Below are 20,844 nucleotides of genomic sequence, written 5' to 3' on the forward strand. Positions count from 1 at the left end.
CGATGCGACACCATCGAGGGGTGAGGAACATCGCGCGGTCGACGATCCTGGTCCTGCTCTCCGCCGTGCTGCTGACCGGCTGCGTGCCGGAACCTGCTCCGACGCCGACGGCGACCCCTGCGACGCAGACGCCCACCCCGACGCCCACTCCGACACCGACGCCGGATCCGCTCGCCGGCCTCAGCCTCGAGGACAAGGTCGGGCAGATGTTCATGGTCGGCACGTCGGTGAGCGGCGCCGATGCGACGACCGTCGCCGCGGTGCGCGACGACCATGTGGGCGGGATCTTCCTGCACGGACGATCCGACGCCGGGGTGCAGGCCACGGCCGAGCTCGTGGGCGGGTTCACCTCACTCGTCGCGGCCGGCGCCCCCGAGCTGTGGGTGTCGACCGACCAGGAGGGCGGTGACGTGCAGGTGCTCTCGGGCCCCGGGTTCGACGGCATCCCCTCGGCCCTCGAGCAGGGGCGGCAGGACGACCTGCGCGCCAGCGCCGCGACCTGGGGCGCGCAACTCGCGCAGGCAGGGGTCAACATGAACCTCGCGCCCGTCGCCGACATCGTCACCAGCCCCGATACGGCGCGCGGCAATCCGCCGATCGGCCAGCTCGACCGCGAATACGGCTACGACGACGCACGGGTGGCCTCCCAGGCCGGGGCGTTCGCCGCGGGGATGCGCGACGGCGGCATCCTGCCGACCTTCAAGCACTTCCCGGGGCTCGGACACGTGGGCGAGAACACCGACACGACCGCGGGAGTCACCGACGACTTCGTCACGGCCGACGGCCCCGATGTCGGCGTGTACTCCACGGTGCTGCCGCAGGGTCCGGCGGTGGTCATGCTGTCGACCGCCGTCTACGCCAAGATCGACCCGAACGCGCCCGCGGCGTTCTCGCCGACGGTGGTCGGGGTGCTGCGCAACACGGTCGGGTTCGACGGCGTCGTCACCACCGACGACCTCTCCGCCGCCCGTCAGGTGCAGGCGTGGTCGCCCGCCGACCGCGCGACGCTCGCCGTGGACGCGGGCATCGACCTGCTGCTCGTCTCGGCCGACCCCTCGGTGTACCCCGAGATGCGGCAGGCGGTGCTGGCGCGTGCGCAGAGCGATCCGGCATTCGCCGCGAAGGTGGATGCCGCGGCCCGACGGGTGCTTGCGGCCAAGGCCGCGATGCCGTGACGGCGGCCCGCGCCGCCTCCCTCGCCCTCGCGACGCTCCGCCTGCACGGCGCTCCACCGATGACTTCGGCCACATGTACGCCGCGCGGGTGCGAAGGCGCACATGTCGCCCGGCTCAACGTGGAGCGAGACGGGACGCGGGGAGGGCGCGGAGGCGGCGACCGCGATAGGCTGGAAGGCTGTGTCCGTCGAACCCGTCATCGTCTACCCGCCCGAGCTGCCCGTCAGCGCCGCGCGGGACGAGATCGCGCGCGCCATCCGCGACCACCAGGTCGTGATCGTCGCCGGCGCGACCGGATCGGGCAAGACGACGCAGCTGCCGAAGATCTGCCTCGAGCTCGGTCGCACGTCCATCGCGCACACGCAGCCTCGCCGCATCGCCGCGCGCACCATCGCCGAGCGCATCGCCGAGGAGCTCCAGGTCCCCCTCGGTTCCACCGTCGGCTACAAGGTGCGGTTCACCGACAAGGTGTCGGCCGACACCCGCGTGGCACTGGTCACCGATGGCATCCTGCTGAACGAGATCCACCGCGACCGGCTCCTCCGCCGCTACGACACGATCATCGTCGACGAGGCGCACGAGCGTTCGCTCAACATCGACTTCCTGCTGGGGTACCTGCGGCGGATCCTTCCCCAACGCCCCGACCTCAAGGTGATCGTCACGTCGGCGACGATCGACCCCGAGAGCTTCGCGCGCCACTTCGCCGCCGCGCCCGCCGAACCCGGCGGCGAGCCGATGCCCGCGCCGGTCATCGAGGTGTCCGGCCGCACGTACCCGGTCGAGATCCGGTATCGGCCGCTCGACGGGGCGGACCGGGCTCCGGAAGAGAACGGCGATTCGGATCCGGATGCCGCCACACCCACGCCGCAACCGAAGAAACTCCGGAGCCCGGCACAGGGCAAGCGTGACAGCGACGACGCCGACGAGGTCGGCGCCGTCGTCGCGGCGCTCCGCGAGCTCGACCGCGAGCCCGCGGGCGACGTGCTCGTCTTCTTCCCCGGCGAGGCCGAGATCCGCGACGCGGCTGATGCCATCCGCGGTGCGTATCAGAAGGATGCCTCCCCGACCGAGGTCCTGCCCCTGTACGGGCGTCTCTCCGCCGCCGAGCAGCACCGCGTGTTCGAGCGCTCCACGGTGGCGGGCGTCCGCCGCCGTGTCATCCTCGCCACGAACGTCGCCGAGACGAGCCTCACCGTCCCCGGCATCCGGTACGTGGTCGACACCGGCACCGCCCGCATCTCGCGGTACAGCAACCGCTCGAAGATCCAGCGGCTGCCGATCGAGGCCGTGTCGCAGGCGTCGGCGCAGCAGCGCTCGGGTCGCGCCGGCCGCACGTCGCCGGGCATCGCGATCCGGCTGTACTCCGAGGACGACTTCACCCGCCGCCCGGAGTACACCGAGCCCGAGATCCTGCGGACCTCGCTGGCATCCGTCATCCTGCAGATGCTGTCGCTCGGGTTCGGCGACATCCAGGCGTTCCCGTTCCTGACCCCGCCCGATTCCCGAGGCGTGAAGGCCGCGTTCGACCTGCTCGTCGAGCTCGGCGCCGTGAAGCTCCCGGCGCCCGGGTCCCGCGCCGCCGATGTCGACCGCGACGTCCGCGACGACGGCGACCCGTCCCGGCAGCGGCGCGGACGCGGCGACGAGCGCGGCCCGCGGCTCACCGCCATCGGCCGCGAGATCGCCCGGCTGCCGATCGACCCGCGCTTCGCGCGCATGCTGCTCGAGGCCCGTGACGCGGACGTGCTGCCCGAGGTCATGGCGATCGTGGCCGGCATGTCGATCCAGGACGTCCGCGAACGCCCCGAGGACCGCCGCGAGGAAGCCGACCGCTTCCACGCGCGCTTCACCGACCCGACCAGCGACTTCCTGTCGCTGCTGAACCTGTGGGAATACCTGCAGGAGAAGCAGGCCGAGCTTGGTTCGAGCGCGTTCCGGCGCCTGTGCCGCAGCGAGCACCTCAACTACGTGCGCGTGCGCGAGTGGGTCGACGTCCATCGGCAGCTCTCGTCGCTGCTCGGCGCCGGTCGTGAGGGCCGCGGAGCGCGGAACCGTGTCCCAGAAGTCGCTGGTTCGGGTCGCTCGAAACCGCAACGATCGGGACATGCTCCGTCGCACGTGGGACGAGGGTCGCAGGACACCGCGCCCGAAGGGCACACGCAGGGGGATGCCATCCACCGCGCGATCCTGTCGGGGCTCCTGTCGCACATCGGCATCCTCGATCCCCGAACGATCGCTCAGGCCAAGGACCGCAAGGCGCCCGGCGACGCGCGTCCGACGAAGGGCGAGTACATCGGCGCGCGCGGCGCGCGGTTCGCCATCTTCCCGGGCTCCGGGCTGAAGAAGCGGCGTCCCTCCGCGGTCATGGCGGCCGAGCTCGTCGAGACGTCACGCTTGTTCGCCCGGACCGTCGCGGCGGTCGACCCGGCGTGGGCGGAGGACCTCGCCCCCGACCTCGTCAAGCGGTCACTGAGCGAGCCGCACTGGTCGAAGGATGCCGGCTCCGCCGCCGCGTACGAGAAGGTCACGCTGTTCGGCGTCGAGCTGGTCGGACGCCGCCGCATGCAGCTCGCGCGGTTCGATCGCCCGCTCGCGCGCGAGATGTTCGTGCGCCACGCGCTGGTCGAGGGCGAGTGGGACCCGTCGGTGCTCGACAAGCGCCTCACCGCGTTCCTCCGGCGCAACCAGGAGCAGCGCCGCCTGCTCGAGAAGATCGAGGAGCGCGAGCGCCGGCGCGACATCCTGGTCGGCGACGAAGCGGTGTTCGCGTTCTACAACGCGCGGATCCCCGCCGATGTCACCGACGTCCGCTCGTTCGAGACGTGGTGGAAGGATGCCTCGAACCGCACGCCGCATCTCCTCGATCTGCGCGAGTCCGACCTCACCGGCGACCGCGCGCAGGGCGACGACCGGGCCTTCCCCGCGCGCTGGCGCCAGGGCGATCAGACGCTGAACCTCGCCTACCGCTTCGAACCGGGCGCCCCCGATGACGGCGTGACCGTGGTCGTTCCGCTCCCCCTGCTCGCGCAGCTGCGGCCGGACGGCTTCGACTGGCAGGTGCCGGGTATGCGCGACGAGCTCGTCACGGCCCTGCTGCGCGCGTTGCCGAAGACGATCCGCCGCAACGTCGTTCCCGCGGCCGACTGGGCCGAGAAGTTCAGCGCCGAGCTGGCGGAGAAGGGTCCGGAACACACGAACGGCCTGCCGAAGTCCACGCTCGTCGACGCGCTCGCCGCGCTCGTCCAGCGCGTGGCGAACCAGCGCGTGAGCGCCGCGGACTTCGAGCTCGACCGCGTCCCCGGTCACCTCATGCCGTCGTTCCGCGCGGTCGACACCCGCGGACGGGCCGTGGGCGCGGACCGCGACCTCGGAGCACTGCAGCGCCGCCTCGCCGACCGGGCGCGCTCGAGCGTGGAGTCGACGATCGCGCGCCCCGCAGCCCGAACGGCCGCGCGAGTCGCCGAGGCCTCCCCCGCGTTCGCGTCGCGTGCGAAGCTCACGACCTGGGATTTCGACGAGCTCACCGAGGTCGTCGACACGCCGGTGGCCGGCGGTGTCGTCCGCGGCTACCCCGCCCTCGTCGACGAGGGCGACAGCGTCGCACTGCGCGTGGAGGCGACGCCCGAGGATGCCGCGCGGCACACCCGCGCCGGCATCCGGCGACTCCTTCTCCTCGCCGTCCCCTCCCCCGCGTCGTACGTGCTCGACCACCTCACCGCGAACGAGAAGCTCGCGCTCGCGGCATCCCCGTATCAGAACGCGAAGGCGCTGATCGAGGATGCGCGCGTGGCCCTGGCCGACGACGTCCTCGGGCGGGAGAGCCCGACCGGTGTCGTGCGCACGAAGGCGGAGTTCGAGCGCGTGCGCGATGCGTTCTCGGCCGCCTCGGTCGAGCAGACCTTCCGCGCGGTGTCGCTCGTCGCGAAGATCCTGCTGGCGCAGCGCGATGTCGAGCGGGCGATGAAGGATGCCGCGTCGATCACGCTCCTCGGCGCCCTCAACGACGTACGCGGACAGCTGAAGGGCCTGATCTTCCCGGGGTTCGTCTCCCGGACGGGGCTCGCGCGCCTCGCGCACCTGCCGCGGTATCTGGCGGGCGCGCTCGAGCGGGTGAAGACGCTGTCCGACAACCCCGGCCGCGATCGCCAGCGCATGACCGAGTACGAGCGCGGCGCCGCCGGTTTCGTCGAGGCCGGAGGCACGATGCCGCTTCCCGCGGAGGCACCCGGGAACCTCGTGCAGACCCGGTGGCTGCTGGAGGAGTTCCGCGTGAGCCTCTTCGCCCAGCGCCTCGGCACCGCCGAGCCGGTCTCCCCCCAGCGTCTCGCGAAGGCGCTGAAGGGCGCGTGAGTCGCCAGGATTTGTCGCCCGGACGCGACCGGAAGCGACAAATTCTGGCGACTCACGCGGGGGGGCTAGACCCCCAAGAAGCCTCCCCAGGTGCGCAGCAGCGCCTCCAGGTCGGCGCGCTGGGCGGGGGGCAGACCCTCGAGCAGGCGCTGCTCGTTGCGGACGTGGGCGGCGAACGCCTCGTCGATGACGCGCACCCCGGCGGGCGTGAGGGCGACGATGCGTCCGCGTCCGTCGTCCTCGCTCCCCTGACGGACGACGAGACCGGATGCCACGAGACGGTCGACGCGTTTGGTCACAGCACCGGTGGTCACCATCGTCGTGCGCGCGAGCTCGCCCGCCGCGCACGCGTAGGGCTCGCCGCGGCGCCGCAGGGCGGCGAGGATGTCGAACTCGCCCTCGCCGAGCCCGTGCTCGCGGTAGACGCGCAGGAGTTCCTCGCGGAGCCGGTCGGCGACCCGGTGGAGGCGGCCGATCACCTGGAGGGGCGAGACGTCGAGGTCGGGCCGCTCGTCGCGCCACTGCTCGACGATCCGGTCCACGCGGTCGATGTCGTCCACCGTCCCCACTTTACCTTCCTCGGAAGCTATTGTGTCTTCCATGGAAACTACCTGGCGTGCCGTCGCGATCACCGCGGTCGCCCCGATGGCGTGGGGCGCGACGTACGTCGTCACGCGACACCTCCTCCCCGCCGACGCACCGCTGTGGGGCGCCGCGCTGCGCGCTCTGCCGGCGGGACTCCTGCTCTGGCTCCTCGCCCGACGGATGCCACGCGGCGCCTGGTGGTGGAAGGCACCGGTGCTGGGCGCGCTCAACTTCGGCGGCTTCTTCGTGCTCGTCTACGTCGCCGCGCAGCTCCTGCCCTCCTCGGTCGCGGCGTCCATCATGGCGCTCGCGCCGCTGGCGCTGGCCGGGCTCGCGTGGCCGCTCCTGCGGCAGCGTCCGACGACCCGGTGGGCGCTCGGATCCGTCCTGGGCATCGCCGGAGTGGTGCTCATCGTCGGGCTCGGCGCCGAGGGTGTCTCCCCCGCCGGGGTGGTGGCATCCGCGATCGCCCTGCTGTCGTCGTCGCTCGGCGCGATCCTCACGACACGGTGGCGTGACGACACCCCGCTCCTCGCGACGACATCGTGGCAGCTCACCGCGGGTGGGATCGCGCTGGTCGTGGTCGCCGCGGTGGTCGAGGGCGCGCCGCCGAGAGTGGATGCCACGGGCGTCGCCGCCTACACCGGGATCGCGGTGGTGGCCACGGCGCTCGCCTTTGTGTGCTGGTTCACAGGTCTGCGCCTGCTGCCCGCGGGGACCGTCGGCCTGATCGGCCTGCTCAACCCGGTGACCGGCGTGGTGCTCGGCGTGCTCGTCGGCGGCGAGTCTCTCGGCATCGGCCAACTCGTCGGCATCCTCGCGGTCCTCGCCGCCATCGCCGTCTCGCGCCCGCCCCGCCGCGGTACGCCTGAGTCGCCAGGATTTGTCGCTTCCCGCTGGCCGCGGGCGACAAATCCTGGCGACTCACGCGCACGATGACGGCTCAGGACGTGCGGAGCGTCACCGAACCCAGGGTCGCCTGCACGTCGATGCGGGGCGTCGCGGTGGGCGAGGTGCGCAGGGCGCTGTCGACCGAGCCCGGGCCGTCGCTCGTGAGCCGGTAGGTGTCGTCGGGCAGCCCGATGTCGGCGGAGCCCGCCGTCACCTCGATGCTCGTCCGCGCCGGCGCCGCACCGGTGAGGTCGGCGACCAGGTCGCCGTCGGTGACCTCGAAGGTCGCGGCATCCACGCCTTCGACGTCGGCCGTCGCCGATCCGCCCGACACCGAGATGCTCAGTGCGCTCGCGCTCCCGGTCACCGTCGCCCCGCCGCCGGCCACCTGCACGTCGACGTCGCCGTAGTCCCCGGCGAGATCGAGGCTGCCCCCGGCGACCTCGACCCGGAGATCGAGGTTCGTGCGCTCGAGGTCCTGCGGGAGGGTCAGGGTGGCCTGTGCCCCGTTGCCCCAGTCGGCGAAGGACCGACGCGGCGTCGCGACCTTGAGGGTGTCGCCGTCCTGCTCAAGGGTCCACCCGCCGATGCCGCTCCCATCCAGCTGAGCCTCCGAGACGTCGGCGAACACGACGGTCAGCGCGCCGCCGCTGACCTCGATGTCGAGGTCGCGCACGCCGTCGACGGCGGTCTGCTGCAACGGGGCGGTCGCGTCGCTGCTGCGCAGCTCTCGGGCGGCCGTGAAGCCGGTGCTGAGCAGGGTGCCGACGATGACGAACCCGCCGATGACGATCGTGCCGATCGCGACCGCCAGGGAGCGCGGGGAGCGTCGCGGCGGGGTGGGCACCGGGGCCGGGGCCGGCTCGAGCGGGGTCTGGAGGGTCATGAGGATGCTCCGGTGGTGTCGTGGCCCAGGTGGACCAGGGCGGCGATGACGCGACGGTTGCCCGTCTCGTCCTGCTCGAGGCCGAGCTTGGTGAAGATCGCGGTGATGTGCTTCTCGACGCTCGCGGGCGACACGAACAGCGCCTGGGCGATCGCCTGGTTCGACCGCCCCTCGGCGATCAGGGCGAGCACGGCGCGCTCGCGTTCGGTGAGCGCCTGGAGCCGGTCGTCGCGTCGACGACGGGCCAGCAGCTGGCCGACGACCTCGGGGTCGAGGACCGTGGCCCCGCCCGCGATGCGGGCGACGGCGTCGAGGAAGTCGCGGACGTCGGCGACCCGATCCTTCAGGAGGTAGCCGAGCGACCCCTGGCCGTCGGCGATCAGGTCGCTGGCGTACTGCTCCTCGACGTACTGGGACAGGACGAGGACGGCGAGCCCGGGATGCCGCGACCGCAGACCGATGGCGGCGCGGATGCCTTCGTCGGTCCAGGTCGGCGGGAGCCGGACGTCCAGCACGCACAGGTCGGGCGTCGTGTCGGTGACGGCGGCCTCGAGACCCGACGCGTCGGGGAGGGCGGCGACGACCTCGTGGCCGTCGTCGGCGAGGAGGCGCACGAGCCCCTCGCGCAGGAGGACGGAGTCCTCGCAGATCAGGATGCGCACGGAACCGTCACCTCCACCGACGTCGGACCGCCCTGCGGGCTGTCGATGCGGGCCGTTCCCCCGGCCGCGGTGACGCGGTTGACGATGCCGTCGAGTCCGCCGCCGGGCACGACGCGCGCCCCGCCGAGGCCGTCGTCCTCGACGCGGGCCCACAGCGAACCGTCGTCGCGCACCCGCACATCGACCCGGCAGTTCCCGGCCCGGGAGTGCTTCGCGGCGTTGGTGAGCGCCTCCGCGATCGAGAAGTACACGGCGGCCTCCGCGGGGCGACTGCACCGACGCGGCAGGCGCACGTCCAAGGTCACGGGGATGTGCGATCGGGACGCGAGCGCCGAGAGGGCGGCATCCAGTCCTCGATCCTCCAGGACGGACGCGTGGATGCCACGTGCCAACTGCCGGAGTTCGGTGATCGCCGACTTGGTCGAGGCGTGCGCCTCGGCGACGAGCGCTTTGGCGGCCTCGGGGTCGTCGTCGATCTTGGTCTGGGCGAGCCCCAACGTCATCCCGATCGAGACGAGCCGCGGCTGGACGCCGTCGTGGAGGTCGCGCTCGATCCGCGTGCGCTCGACCTCGGCTGCGCGGACCGCGCCCGCACGGCGGGTGTCGGAGGTGCGCGCCTGCTCCTCCAGCAGCGCCTCGCGGGACGGCACGAGGATCGCCCGCGCGAGCACACCGTGCAGCAGGCCCAGCCCGATCACCGCGCCCGTGGCGACGAGCACGGTGAGGGCGCCGATGAGCGGGGCACCCGCACCCTCGAGGGGCAACAGACCGAAGAGCGCCGTGTGCGCCCACCCGAAGATCGGACTGAACACGAGCGCGAGCCCCCACGCGGCCGACCCGACGAGGAAGAGCGCGACGAGTCCGAGCAGGGTCGACACCGTGAAGGAGGCAATCGCCCGCCACTGGCGCAGGTCGATCGCCTGCAGCCAGATCGTGTGCAGCACGCCGACGAACCCGGTCTTGGGGCTGCGCCTCGGGCGGAGAGCCGGCAGGTCGAAGCCGTAGAGCCCGTCGAGGCGGGCCTGTTCGAACCATGCCACGCCGAACAGCGCGTACACGAGACCCGCGAGCAGGACCACGCCGATGAGGAGGGCGAACAGGAGTCCGACGCCCGCGCCCAGGAGGCCGAAGAGTCCGCCGAAGACGACGGGGCCGATGGCGCCGAGCGCGGCGAGCTGCGCGATCGCGCCGGCGACCTGGCCGGGCGACGAGATGCGCACCGACCTCCGCGGCAGCGCACCCGGGGGTGCGGGCAACGTCGGCGGCGAGGGAGGGAGGACGGATGCCGTGGTCATGGGTTCCACGGTAGGACGCCGCTGCTCCGGGGTCAGCAGGGGCAGCCCGCCTCCTCGTTCGGGTTATCCCGAAAGGTCGTCGGCGCGCAGCCAGCCGCTCTCGAGGAACACCGACTCCACGGCATCCCGTTCGACGGTGGTCGGGGGCGGGCCGGCACTCGGCGTCGGTTCTTCTCCGTCGAGCGCGGCGACGACGGCGTCGGCGATCGGGCCGGCCGACGCGCGGGTGTCGACGAAGACCGTCGCCGCGACGACCCCGTCCCGCAGCGCCCGGACGGTGAGCGCATCGCCACCGGAGGCGACCACCACGGGCGGCGGGGGCGGCACCGCCTCCGGATCAGCGGATGCCGTGGGGCTCGGCGACGCGGTGGCGTCGGGATCGGGTGTGGTGAGGGCGGTCACGACGCCCCGGCCGACGGCGTCGCCGAGCGCGAGGATCGCGTCGGGCGTCTCACCGCCGGGGGTTCCGTACAGGGCGCGGACCCGTTCCTCGCCCGCCAGCTCGACGTCACCGGGGAGGTCGGCCACCGCGGCGGACTCGAGGTCGGCGCCCGCGACGATCCGCACGGGCCCTGCGGCGAGGACCTCCGTCGCGGCGGCGTGGGCCGCGGCCGCCTCGGGATCGTCGACGACGCCGGCGACGATCGCGACGGTCGGGGGTCGTCGCGCGTCGCCGCGTCGTCGCGCGCGAGCGCCTCCAGGAGCGCCGTCGCCTGCGCGCGCCCGGTCGCCGCGGGATCGAACGCCTCGACGGCGCCACCCTCGTCGAGCGCGCGACCCACCGTGACCAACGGGGCATCGCCGCCGTCCGCGGCCGCGCGCGCCCCGTCGAGAGCGTCGGCTGACAGCGGCACGAGGACGACCGCCTCCTCCCCCTTCGTCACCATGTTCTGCACCTGGGAGATCTGGGTGCGTTCGTCAGCGGCGGCGTACTGCAGATCGACGCGGTACCCCCGCGCCCGCAGCTCGTCGCGAAGCGCCTCGCCCAGTCGCTCGACGGCGAGGTCGTCGGCCGTGGGCAGCGCGACGCCCACCACGCCCTCGCCGTCGCTCGTCCCCGTCTCGGTCCGCGTGCTCGAGGTGCAGCCGACCAGCGCCAGCACCGCCACGGCGAACACCAGGAGAGCGCGGCGGAAGGGACGGCGGGAGGTCACCCGTTCCATCCTGCCCCAGGAACGACGGGCGGGAAGCGGGCGGATCAGCCGGCCGTCGCCCGGTCCACGGCGGTCGCCGGAAGCACGAGATCGAGTCGGAACCCGTCGCGTTCCCGAGCCGCTCGGACGGACCCGCCGTGCGCCTCGGCGATTCCGCGCACGATCGCGAGCCCCAGCCCCGCGCCGGGCGTCGCGCCGCGGGCGGGGTCGCTCGAACGTGCGGCATCCGCGCGCCAGCCGGTCTCGAAGAGACGGCCCAGGTCTTCCTCCGCCACCCCCTCGCCGGCATCCCGCACGCTCAGAACGAGGTGGCCGTCGCCGGCCACGGTCGCCGACACCGTCACGACGCTCCCCTCCGGTGCGTGACGGACGCCGTTGCTGAGCACGTTCGAGATCGCACGGGTGAGTTCTCGCGGATCGGCCCGGAGCTGGCATCCCTCGATGCCGTCATGGGTGATGCGCACCCCGCGTGCGGCCGCGTCCGCGCTGACGTCGATGACCGCGTCGGACACGAGGTCCAACAGCGACACCGTCTGCGGATGAAGGGCGAGAGTCCCCCCGTCGATCTTGGACAGTTCGAACAGGTCGTCCACCATGCGGTCGACCGTGTCGACCTTGGTCCGGATGAGCGTGACGTACTCGCCCGGATTCGGCGCCATCCCGTCCTCGAGCGCCTCGGCCAGCGCCCGGATGCCGGACAACGGCGTTCGCAGATCGTGCGAGATCCACGCGAAGAACTGTCGCCGCGCCGACTCCAGCCGCTCCACCTCCGCCCGCGCCGCGGACAGCTTCTCGGCGGTGTCGGCGAGTTCGATCGCGACCCGGTCGAACTCCTGCCAGCCCGAGGCGAGCGGTGCCACGACACCCCCCACTGCGATCTGCCGTGCCGACGACACCAGTCCGGCCGTCGCCTGTCGCACCGTGCGATGCAGCACGAACCAGGCCGAGGCCGTGCTCACCACGGCCGAGACCCCGACGATCCAGATCACCACGATCAGTTCGTGCGAGCCGAGGAACATCTCTCCGGCGGCGGCGACGGTGGAGACGACGACCGCGGCGACCGCGGCGACGAGCACGATGGTGAGCTTCACGAGGATCGGTGCCCCGCGCGTCACGCGCAGCAGCACGACACCACCGCCGATCACGATGAGCGTGCACACGAGGGTCGTCGTCACGATGAGCACCAGGTCGTCAGTCGACAGCACGGACATCTCCCTCGGGAACGAAGCGGTACCCCGCGCCCCACACGGTTCGCAGGTATCGGGGGAAGCGGGGATCGGGCTCGATCTTCTCCCGGAGGCGTCGCACGTGGACCGTCACCGTCGCCGCGTCCCCGAAGGTCCAGCCCCACACCTCGCGCAGGAGGTCGTCGCGGGTGACCGCCTCCCCGGCCCTGCGGGCGAAGTGGACCAGCAGGTCGTACTCGCGTGCGGTGAGCACGACTTCGCGGCCGTCGCTCCACACGCGCCGTCGGACCGGGTCGACCCGGAACGGACCCGTCGTGAAGACGGCGCTGGAGTCCGACGGAAGCCGCCGTCGCAGCAGCGCCCGCACCCGCAACTGCAGCTCGCGCATCGCGAACGGCTTGGTGAGGTAGTCGTCGGCGCCGGTCTCCAGCCCCTCGATGCGCTCCTCGACCGACCCCCGCGCGGTGAGCATGAGGACGGGGATGTCCGACCGCGCCCGGACGAGCGCGCACAGCTCGTCGCCGGAGACCCCGGGAAGCATGCGGTCCACGACGAGGACGTCGGGGAGCCCCGTGCGCAGGGCCTCGGCCGCCGCGGCGCCGTCGGTGTGGACGACGACGTCGTAGTCGTCGGCCCGCAGGTATTGCGCGACGACCGCGGCGACGGTGGTGTCGTCTTCGACGAGGACGACGCGGGGCCTACCGGACATGGGATCACCGTACGCGCCGCATTCCCCCGTCCGGACCGTGCGCGGCATTCCTTACGGAAGCGAAAGAACCGCTCTGCGGCGACGGACGACGTGATTGCGTCGTGGCACCCCGGGCGATCCCCGCCCGCTCGATCGAAGGACACTCCTCATGCGCCGCACCCCCACCCTCCTCGCCGTCCCCGTCCTCGCCCTCGGCCTCGCCCTCGCCGGCTGCTCCTCCGCGGGGAGCGCGGCGCCCGCCGACACGACGACGTCGAGCGCCGCGGTGACGTCCGATGCCATGGCATCCACGGTGCTCCAGGGCACCTTCGCCGGGGAGGGTGGGAAGGCGGTGTCGGGCACCGTCACCATCACCGGCGACACCGTCACCCTCGCGGGCTTCGCCACCGAGGAAGGCCCCGATCTGCACTTCTATCTCGCCAACGGCACCGACGAGCAGGCCGTGAGCGCCGGGGTGCGCATCGCGGCCGTGTCCACCGAAGCCGCGCAGACGTTCACACTGCCCGCCGGTGTGTCGGCCGACGACTACACCGACCTCGTCGTGCACTGCGACAAAGCGAAGGCCGTCTTCGGTGCGGCCGCACTGACGCGATGACCCGCCGCGCGCCGCAGAGCGTCGGGGCGGTGTTCGCCACGGTGGCACGCGTGGTGCTCGGCGCGCTGTGGCTGTGGGAGGGCACGACGAAAGTCCGTGCCGGATTCGGAGCGGCGGACATCGGCCTCGTCGCGGCCGCCGCGGGGCCGAACTCCCGCGTTCCCGGCTACTTCGCCCTGTTCGCCGGCGACGTCCTGGGACCTCTCGCCGGTCTGTTCGGCGTGGTCATCCCCCTGCTGGAGTTGGCGCTCGGCGCCGCTCTGGTGGCGGGGGTGCTCACCCTCCCGGCTGCGGCGGCGTCCCTGGCGACGCTCCTGCTGTACTGGTCGTCCGATCAGCTCATCACGGAGTACCCCGTGATGGCCGCGCTGTCGGCGATCGTGCTCATCTGGCCCGGGGCCGCGCGCCGCTTCGGACTCACCGCGCTGCTGCGCCGAGGGCGGATGAGCGCGACATCGCGCTGGATATGACGAGTGGGCCCCCTCGCCGATGGTGAGGGGGCCCGTTCGTCAGGCGTGGATCAACCGCGGGTGCGGTTCTTGTTCCACACGTCGAAGGCGACGGCCAGAAGCAGCACCAGGCCCTTGATGAACTGCTGGACGTCGGTCGAGATGCCCATGAGCGACATGCCGTTGTTGAGCACACCCATGACCAGACCACCGGCGATGGCACCGACCACGCGGCCGACACCACCCTGGACGGCGGCGCCACCGATGAAGGAGGCGGCGATGGCATCCAGTTCGAACAGGTTTCCGGCGCCCGGACCCGCCGAGTTGAGTCGACCGGTGAACACGATGCCGGCGAGGGCCGCGAGCACGCCCATGTTCACGAACAGCAGGAAGTCGACGCGGCGGGTGTTGATGCCCGACAGCTTCGCGGCCGTGCGGTTGCCACCGATCGCGTAGATGTGGCGGCCGAAGACGCTGCGGCTCATGACCGTCGAGTACCCGATGATGAGGATCGCCAGCACGACCAGCACGATCGGCGTGCCGCGCGAACCGGGGGCCACACCCAGGAGGTAGGTCAGGTAGGCGATGAGCGCGCCGCCGCCGATGACCTTCACCAGGAACGCCGCCATCGGCTCGTTCTGCAGTTCCAGGGCCGCGCGCTTGGTCCGCTGCCGCACCTGCGAGAAGACGAACAGGACCAGGGTCAGCGCGCCGAGGGCGACGGTGATCCACTCCGCGGGCGAGGTGGCCGCGGGGAACAGGTCCGGGAAGAGGTAGCCGCCGCCGAGCTGACGGTACTCGGTGGGGAACGGCGTGATCTGGGTGTTGCCGAGCGTCATCTGCGTGAGGCCGCGGAACAGCAGCATGCCGGCCAGGGTCACGATGAACGCCGGGATGCCGACGTACGCCACCCAGAAGCCCTGCCACATCCCGACCACCGCGCCGAGCACGAGCGAGAGCAGGATGCCGAGCCACCAGGGCAGACCCCACTGGACGATCAGGACGCCCGAGACCGCGCCCACGAAGGCGGCGACCGAACCTACCGACAGGTCGATGTGGCCGGCGATGATGATCATCACCATGCCGATCGCGAGGATCAGGATGTAGCTGTTCTGGACGATGATGTTCGACACGTTGCCCGCGGTGAGCAGGCGCCCGCCGGTGAGGGCCTGGAACAGCAGCACGATCACGATCAGCGCGATGAAGATGCCGATCTCGCGCAGACGCGAGGTGAAGAACTGCACGAGGCCGGCGGCTCCCCCGGCACCACCGCCGACGGGGCCCTTCGGCGTCGCCGGACCGGTCTCGGTCGCGGTGTTGTTAAGCGCTGACATGGTCGGCTTCCTTCTCCTTCGTCATGAGCACCATGAGGGCCTCGGGTGTGGCCTCCTCGATGGGCAGCTGGCCGGTGATGTGGCCTTCGCTGAGGGTGTAGATGCGGTCGCAGATGCCGAGCAGCTCGGGAAGCTCCGACGAGATCACGAGCACCCCCTTGCCCTGGGCCGCGAGGGAATTGATGATCGTGTAGATCTCGTACTTGGCGCCCACGTCGATGCCGCGGGTCGGCTCGTCGAGGATCAGCACCTCCGGGTCGGAGTACAACCACTGCGACAGGACGACCTTCTGCTGGTTGCCGCCCGAGAGCTTCCCGACCACGACGTCGACCGACGGGGCCTTGATGTTCATCGACTTGCGGTACCGGTTGGCCACGAGGTACTCCTCGTCGCCGTCGACCCACCCGTTCTTGGCGAGCTTGCGCATGCCGGCGAGGGAGATGTTCCGCTTGATCGTGTCGATCAGGTTGAGCCCGGCGCCCTTACGGTCCTCGGTGACGTACGCGAGGCCGCTGCGGATCGCGGCGGGCACCGTGGAGGTGTCGGCCTTCTGGCCGCGGATGTAGACCTCGCCCGAGATGCGCGAGCCGAAGCTCTTGCCGAACACGCTCATCGCCAGCTCGGTGCGCCCGGCGCCCATGAGCCCGGCGATACCGACGACCTCGCCGGCGCGCACGGTCAGGTTCGCCTCATGGATGACGACGCGGCTGGCATCCGTGGGGTGATGCACGGTCCAGTCGGCGATGCGCAGGACCTCGTCGCCGATCTCGACGTCGCGGTCGGGGTAACGGTTCTCGAGCTCGCGCCCCACCATCCCCCGGATGATGCGGTCCTCGCTCGTCCCGCCCGTGGCTACGTCGAGCGTCTCGATCGTGCGACCGTCGCGGATGATCGTGACCTCGTCGGCGATTGCGCGGATCTCGTTGAGTTTGTGGCTGATGATGATGCACGTGATGTTCTGGCCGCGGAGGTGCCGGATCAGATCGAGCAGGTGCTCGGAGTCGTCGTCGTTCAGCGCGGCGGTCGGCTCGTCGAGGATGAGGAGCTTGACGTCCTTCGACAGCGCCTTGGCGATCTCGACCAGCTGCTGCTTGCCGACGCCGATCTCGTTCACGGGCACGTCGGGGCTGTCGCCGAGGCCCACGCGAGCGAGGAGTTTGGCGGCCTCCTTGTTCGTGGCATCCCAGTCGATGAGTCCGCGATGGGTGATCTCGTTGCCGAGGAAGATGTTCTCCGCGATCGAGAGGTAGGGGCTGAGGGCCAGCTCCTGGTGGATGATGACGATCCCGGCCGCTTCGCTGTCGCGGATGTCCTTGAATTCCACGGTCTTGCCGTCGAAGACGATCTCGCCGCGATAGTCGCCCGCGGGGTAGACACCGCTGAGCACCTTCATGAGGGTGGACTTCCCCGCGCCGTTCTCGCCGCAGATGGCGTGCACGGTTCCGCGCTCGACGGTCAGTGACACGTCCGCCAGGGCGATGACGCCGGGGAATTCCTTGGTGATCGAGCGCATCTCGAGGATGGTGCTCACGAGGTCCTCCTTGCAGGACCGGCTCGCAGGCCGGTGGGGATGTGGGAACAGGGGCCTCCGCCGCGACCCGGTGAGGGGGTCGCGGCGGAGGCGGGGCGGGAGGGCCGAAGCCCTCCCGCGGGGATCACTTCAGGTCGTCGGCGGTGTAGTAGCCGCTGTCGACGAGGACCTTCTCGTAGTTGTCCTTCGTGACGATCGTCGACTCGAGCAGGTACGAGGGAACGACCTTCTCGCCGTTGTCGTACGTCTCGGTGTCGTTGACCTGGGGCTCGGTGCCCTTGCGGATGTCGTCGACCATGCTCACGGCCTGCTTGGCGAGCTCGCGCGTGTCCTTGAAGATCGTCGAGTACTGCTCACCCGCGATGATCGACTTGATCGAGCCGACCTCGGCGTCCTGACCGGTGATGACCGGCAGGGCGTCGGCCGAGTAGCCGCCCGAGGTGAGGGCCGAGATGATGCCGATCGACAGACCGTCGTACGGCGAGAGCACACCCTGGAGCTTCGTTCCGCCGATGACGGTGAGGATGTTCTCCATGCGCTTCTGCGCCGTCTCGGGCAGCCAGCGCAGGATCGCGGCCTGGCCGAAGTCGGTCTGGCCGGACGGGACGACGAGCGTGCCCTTGTCCAGGTACGGCTGGAGGGTGTCGATGGCGCCCTTCCAGAAGAACGTCGCGTTGTTGTCGTCGGGGCTTCCGGCGAACAGCTCGACGTTGAACGGACCGGCAGCGCCCGTGTCCTTGCCCGAGGCGTCGAGGACGCCGAGGCCCGTGAGGAGCGACGTGGCCTGCTGGACGCCGACCTTGTAGTTGTCGAACGTCGTGTAGTAGTCGACGTTCTTCGTGCCGTTGATGAGGCGGTCGTACGCGATGACCGGGATCTTCGCGTCGGCGGCCTGCTGCAGCACGTCGGTCAGGGTGGTGCCGTCGATGGAGGCGATGATCAGGGCCTTGGCGCCCGAGGTGATCATGTTCTCGATCTGCGAGACCTGGGTGGGGATGTCGTCGTTGGCGTACTGCAGGTCGACCTGGTAGCCGAGCTCCTCGAGCTGCGACTTGACGTTGTTGCCGTCGGCGATCCACCGCTCCGACTGCTGGGTGGGCATCGCGACACCGATGATGCCGCCCGCCTCCTGGGCGTCGCCGCCGCCGCTGCCGGTGCGGTCGCCCGCGCAGCCCGCGAGGCCGATGCCGAGCGCGAGGACGCCCGCTCCCGCGACCGCCTTGAGCATGCTGTGCTTCTTCACTCTGGTTCCCTTCGTTGGGTTGGATGTCACGGTCTCTCCGCACGGAGCCCACCGCTTCAGCGCGGACGGCACGCCGACACGCGTCCGACGGGGCGAAACGAGGCCGGTCGGCGGCGCGCGGCTACGCGTCGTTCGAAACGTCTTCGTCTCGACGGAGTCGCTCCGCAGCGAGTCCCGTCGGCGTGGTGTGGCGGTCATGTGACCGTTCACATTGTGTGTGTGATGCTACCCCGCGCATCGCTCCCGCTGTCAAGTCCCCCTGCGTTCGGCGACCAGCCGTTGCCAAACCGTGACGTGTCAGCGGCTGGGCGGCGCGGTCGACGAGCGCACGATGAGCCGCAGGTGATCGGGCTCCGGCATCGCCTGGTCGTCATGAGAGACGCCCAGGTCAGAGAGCAGATCCCAGACGGCGCGCTGACCGATCCCGGCGAAGTCCTGGCGCACGGTGGTCAACGGCGGCCACAGGTGCGCCGCCTCCGGGACGTCGTCGAATCCGACCACCGACACGTCCTCGGGGACGGATCTGCCGATCGCCCGGACGGCGTGCATGAACCCCAGCGCCATGTGGTCGTTGCCGGCGAAGACCGCCGTGGCATCCTCGGTGCGCAGGAGCTCGAGCCCGGCCTCGTATCCGAACTGGGCGGTCCAGTCCCCCAGCACCGGCGGCCGCGGCGCGAGGTCCTGCGCGTCCATCTCGGCGAGGTATCCGCGCATGCGATGGTCGGCCTCGATCCAGTCGCGGGGCCCGGCGATGTGCAGGATGCGGGTGTGCCCGAGGTCGACGAGATGGCGCACGGCCGCGCGGGCACCGGCGATCTGATCGTTGAAGGTCGCGGTCGGGGTGGACGGCCCCGTGGACGAGACGATCCGCACCGGGACGGGGAGCTGCATCTCGTCCAGGATGGGAACGACGCGCGTCTGGGGCGCGACGGCGATGAGACCCTCGATCGACTGCTGCATGAGGTGATCGATCGAGGCGCGCACGTCGTCGGGCGCGCTCGTGCCGAGGTTCGTGACCGTCAGACGGTACCCGGCTCGCCGGGCCGCCGACTCCACGGCCAGCACCATCGCCGACGTGCCGTGCGTCGTGGCGCGCGGTCCCAGCACACCGATGAGGCGCGTCCGGCTGGTCGCGAGCGCCCGCGCGGCCTGGTTGGGCACGAACTTCAGTTCGGCGATCGCCTCGCGGACGCGGGCCGCCGTCTCGGGACGCAGCTGCGGACTGTTGTTGATCACGCGCGAGACGGTCTGGTACGACACTCCGGCGAGCCGGGCCACGTCGCGGATGCTCGGCGCCCTGGCCGCGGCATCCGGGATGTCGGTCTCGCTCATCGATCTCGCTTCTTTGCGTCGCCGATCGTGTCGTGACCGGTCACACGAGGATAACCGACGCGCGCCCGCTCGCCCGTTCCAGTCGACTCAGGATGCCAGGAGGGCGCGGTAGAAGCCGATGCCCCGCAGCCACACCTCGACGCGGATCCGCTCGTCGGGGGCGTGCAGCGCGTCTCGCTCGGCCCGCGTGAGGTGGAACGGGGTGAACCGGTAGACGTGGTCGGTGAGCGCGGTGTAGAACCGGCTGTCGCTCGCGCCGAGCTGCAGATAGGGCAGGGGGATCACGTCGTCGCCGAGGGTCTTCGCCACGGCCGCTGCCAGGCGCCGCCAGGCCATCCCCTGCCACGGCGACACGGGAGACGGATCGCTGCCGTGCCGCAGCTCGATGTCGATGAGCGGATCGTCGATGGCGCGGCGCAGATGGATCGCGGCATCCGAGATCGTCTCGCCCGTGAGCAGTCGGACGTTCACCGTCGCGCGCGCCGTCGTCGCCAGGACGTTGTCGCCCGCCGAGCCCTCGAGCCGCGTGACCACGGCGGTCGTGCGGACCAGAGCGTTCGTCTCGGGGCCGAGCAGGGCGAACGCCGCGGTCAGCACCGGCGCGGTCACCGCCGTGCGACGGAACACCGTGCGCACCGGTTCCGGCGCGTGGGCCGCGGCGCTGGCGAGCATCGCGCGCACCGGCGGGACGAGCCGGCGCGGGAACGGGCGCCGACGGACCCGGTCGATCGCGCGCGCCAGGCGGGCCGTGGCGGGGAACGAGGGCGGCGTCGACGCGTGCCCGCCCGCCTCGCGGGTGATCAGCTCGAAGGTTGCGCTGCCGCGCTCCGCGACGCCGATCATCGCGGTCGGCGCGCCGACGCCCGGCAGCGCCCCCTCCACGACGGCTCCGCCTTCGTCGAGCACCAGCGCCGGCCGGACGCCGCGTTCGGCGAGCAGCGCCGCGATCGCCCGGGCGCCCTCGCCCAGGGTCTCCTCGTCGTGCCCGAACGCCAGCCAGACGTCGGCGCGCGGCACCACCCCCTCCGCCAGGGCCCGCTCGACCGCCTCCAGGATCGCCACCAGGGCGCCCTTGTCGTCGATCGCGCCGCGGGCGTAGAGCGTGGCATCCTCCCCCTCCCCCTCGACGACGGCACCGAAGGGGTCGCGCGTCCAGGGCTGGCCGGCCGTGTCGACGACGTCCTGGTGCGCCAGGAGCAGCAGCGGGTCGAGGCTCGACGCGCCGCGCCACCGGTAGAGCAGCGCGTGGCCCGCCACGATCTCCCGCTCCAGGTGCGCGTGGACGAGCGGATACAGACGCTCGAGCGCGGCGTGGAACTCGTCGAACCGCGCGGTGTCCGTCCGCGTCGGGTCGACGTACGACACGGTCGGGATGGCCAACAGCTCGCGGAAGCGCTCGACGGGCGTCATGACGCGAGCCTACGCGGACGGCATCCGTCCCTCGCGGTTCGCGCGGCGTCCGTCGT

At 71.6% G+C, this 20,844-nt stretch carries 18 protein-coding genes; 5 read left to right on the forward strand and 13 right to left on the reverse strand.

Annotated elements, in window-relative coordinates; all coding sequences use genetic code 11:
• The first annotated feature begins 2 nt into the window (after positions 1 to 2).
• Both P8R59_RS17480 and hrpA read left to right on the forward strand, forming a co-directional pair.
• The gene (locus P8R59_RS17480) at positions 3 to 1,175 is read left to right on the forward strand and encodes a glycoside hydrolase family 3 N-terminal domain-containing protein (protein ID WP_431606864.1); all 1,173 of its coding nucleotides are present in this window, start codon (positions 3 to 5) and stop codon (positions 1,173 to 1,175) included.
• Between the two features lie 180 nt (positions 1,176 to 1,355).
• Complete coding sequence (gene hrpA, locus P8R59_RS17485; RefSeq protein WP_278102098.1) at positions 1,356 to 5,525, forward strand: ATP-dependent RNA helicase HrpA; 4,170 nt, start codon at positions 1,356 to 1,358, stop codon at positions 5,523 to 5,525.
• A gap of 65 nt (positions 5,526 to 5,590) precedes the next feature.
• Here the strand turns inward: hrpA and P8R59_RS17490 are convergent, their stop codons facing one another.
• On the reverse strand, positions 5,591 to 6,085 hold the full coding sequence (locus P8R59_RS17490) for a MarR family winged helix-turn-helix transcriptional regulator (RefSeq protein WP_278102099.1): 495 nt from the start codon (positions 6,083 to 6,085) through the stop codon (positions 5,591 to 5,593).
• A gap of 40 nt (positions 6,086 to 6,125) precedes the next feature.
• On the opposite strand from P8R59_RS17490, the gene P8R59_RS17495 reads away from it, so the two are divergent.
• Positions 6,126 to 7,049 (forward strand): DMT family transporter, encoded by a 924-nt coding sequence (locus P8R59_RS17495; protein WP_278102100.1) that lies wholly within the window; start codon positions 6,126 to 6,128, stop codon positions 7,047 to 7,049.
• 4 nt (positions 7,050 to 7,053) lie between these two features.
• On the opposite strand, the gene P8R59_RS17500 is transcribed toward P8R59_RS17495, so the two are convergent.
• From P8R59_RS17500 to P8R59_RS17530, 7 genes are all read right to left on the reverse strand, one after another.
• Positions 7,054 to 7,887 carry a hypothetical protein gene (locus tag P8R59_RS17500; protein WP_278102101.1) on the reverse strand — a complete coding sequence of 278 codons (834 nt, stop codon included), beginning with the start codon at positions 7,885 to 7,887 and terminating at the stop codon, positions 7,054 to 7,056.
• Complete coding sequence (locus P8R59_RS17505) at positions 7,884 to 8,549, reverse strand: LuxR C-terminal-related transcriptional regulator (RefSeq protein WP_077051915.1); 666 nt, start codon at positions 8,547 to 8,549, stop codon at positions 7,884 to 7,886. The genes P8R59_RS17500 and P8R59_RS17505 overlap by 4 nt, the downstream gene beginning before the upstream one ends.
• Positions 8,537 to 9,844: a sensor histidine kinase gene (locus P8R59_RS17510; RefSeq protein WP_083735139.1), complete on the reverse strand. Its 1,308-nt coding sequence runs from the start codon at positions 9,842 to 9,844 to the stop codon at positions 8,537 to 8,539. The genes P8R59_RS17505 and P8R59_RS17510 overlap by 13 nt, the downstream gene beginning before the upstream one ends.
• 63 nt (positions 9,845 to 9,907) lie before the next feature.
• The gene (locus P8R59_RS17515) at positions 9,908 to 10,246 is read right to left on the reverse strand and encodes a hypothetical protein (RefSeq protein ID WP_278102102.1); all 339 of its coding nucleotides are present in this window, start codon (positions 10,244 to 10,246) and stop codon (positions 9,908 to 9,910) included.
• The gene (locus tag P8R59_RS17520) at positions 10,243 to 10,998 is read right to left on the reverse strand and encodes a substrate-binding domain-containing protein (RefSeq protein ID WP_278102103.1); all 756 of its coding nucleotides are present in this window, start codon (positions 10,996 to 10,998) and stop codon (positions 10,243 to 10,245) included. The genes P8R59_RS17515 and P8R59_RS17520 overlap by 4 nt, the downstream gene beginning before the upstream one ends.
• Positions 10,999 to 11,042: 44 nt before the next feature.
• On the reverse strand, positions 11,043 to 12,209 hold the full coding sequence (locus P8R59_RS17525) for a sensor histidine kinase (protein ID WP_431606865.1): 1,167 nt from the start codon (positions 12,207 to 12,209) through the stop codon (positions 11,043 to 11,045).
• Positions 12,190 to 12,894 (reverse strand): response regulator transcription factor, encoded by a 705-nt coding sequence (locus P8R59_RS17530; protein WP_077051917.1) that lies wholly within the window; start codon positions 12,892 to 12,894, stop codon positions 12,190 to 12,192. The genes P8R59_RS17525 and P8R59_RS17530 overlap by 20 nt, the downstream gene beginning before the upstream one ends.
• 148 nt (positions 12,895 to 13,042) lie before the next feature.
• Here P8R59_RS17530 and P8R59_RS17535 point away from each other — a divergent pair, with 148 nt between their 5' ends.
• Together P8R59_RS17535 and P8R59_RS17540 are read left to right on the forward strand one after the other, a co-directional pair.
• Positions 13,043 to 13,489: a DM13 domain-containing protein gene (locus tag P8R59_RS17535; protein WP_278102105.1), complete on the forward strand. Its 447-nt coding sequence runs from the start codon at positions 13,043 to 13,045 to the stop codon at positions 13,487 to 13,489.
• Positions 13,486 to 13,959, forward strand: a complete 474-nt coding sequence (locus P8R59_RS17540; RefSeq protein WP_278102106.1) for a hypothetical protein — start codon at positions 13,486 to 13,488, stop codon at positions 13,957 to 13,959. Before P8R59_RS17535 ends, P8R59_RS17540 begins: the two co-directional genes overlap by 4 nt.
• Before the next feature lie 50 nt (positions 13,960 to 14,009).
• Here the strand turns inward: P8R59_RS17540 and mmsB are convergent, their stop codons facing one another.
• From mmsB to P8R59_RS17565, 5 genes are all read right to left on the reverse strand, one after another.
• Complete coding sequence (mmsB, locus tag P8R59_RS17545) at positions 14,010 to 15,272, reverse strand: multiple monosaccharide ABC transporter permease (protein ID WP_278102107.1); 1,263 nt, start codon at positions 15,270 to 15,272, stop codon at positions 14,010 to 14,012.
• Entirely contained in the window at positions 15,259 to 16,785 is a 1,527-nt protein-coding gene (gene mmsA / locus P8R59_RS17550; RefSeq protein ID WP_278103853.1) for a multiple monosaccharide ABC transporter ATP-binding protein, read from the reverse strand. Before mmsA ends, mmsB begins: the two co-directional genes overlap by 14 nt.
• A gap of 142 nt (positions 16,786 to 16,927) precedes the next feature.
• On the reverse strand, positions 16,928 to 18,031 hold the full coding sequence (gene chvE, locus P8R59_RS17555; protein ID WP_278103854.1) for a multiple monosaccharide ABC transporter substrate-binding protein: 1,104 nt from the start codon (positions 18,029 to 18,031) through the stop codon (positions 16,928 to 16,930).
• 312 nt (positions 18,032 to 18,343) lie between these two features.
• Positions 18,344 to 19,378 carry a LacI family DNA-binding transcriptional regulator gene (locus P8R59_RS17560; RefSeq protein ID WP_278102108.1) on the reverse strand — a complete coding sequence of 345 codons (1,035 nt, stop codon included), beginning with the start codon at positions 19,376 to 19,378 and terminating at the stop codon, positions 18,344 to 18,346.
• Between the two features lie 87 nt (positions 19,379 to 19,465).
• Positions 19,466 to 20,788 (reverse strand): M20/M25/M40 family metallo-hydrolase, encoded by a 1,323-nt coding sequence (locus P8R59_RS17565; protein WP_278102109.1) that lies wholly within the window; start codon positions 20,786 to 20,788, stop codon positions 19,466 to 19,468.
• Positions 20,789 to 20,844 lie beyond the last annotated feature (56 nt).

The sequence above is a fragment of the Microbacterium proteolyticum genome, from assembly GCF_029639405.1.
Taxonomy (GTDB): domain Bacteria; phylum Actinomycetota; class Actinomycetes; order Actinomycetales; family Microbacteriaceae; genus Microbacterium.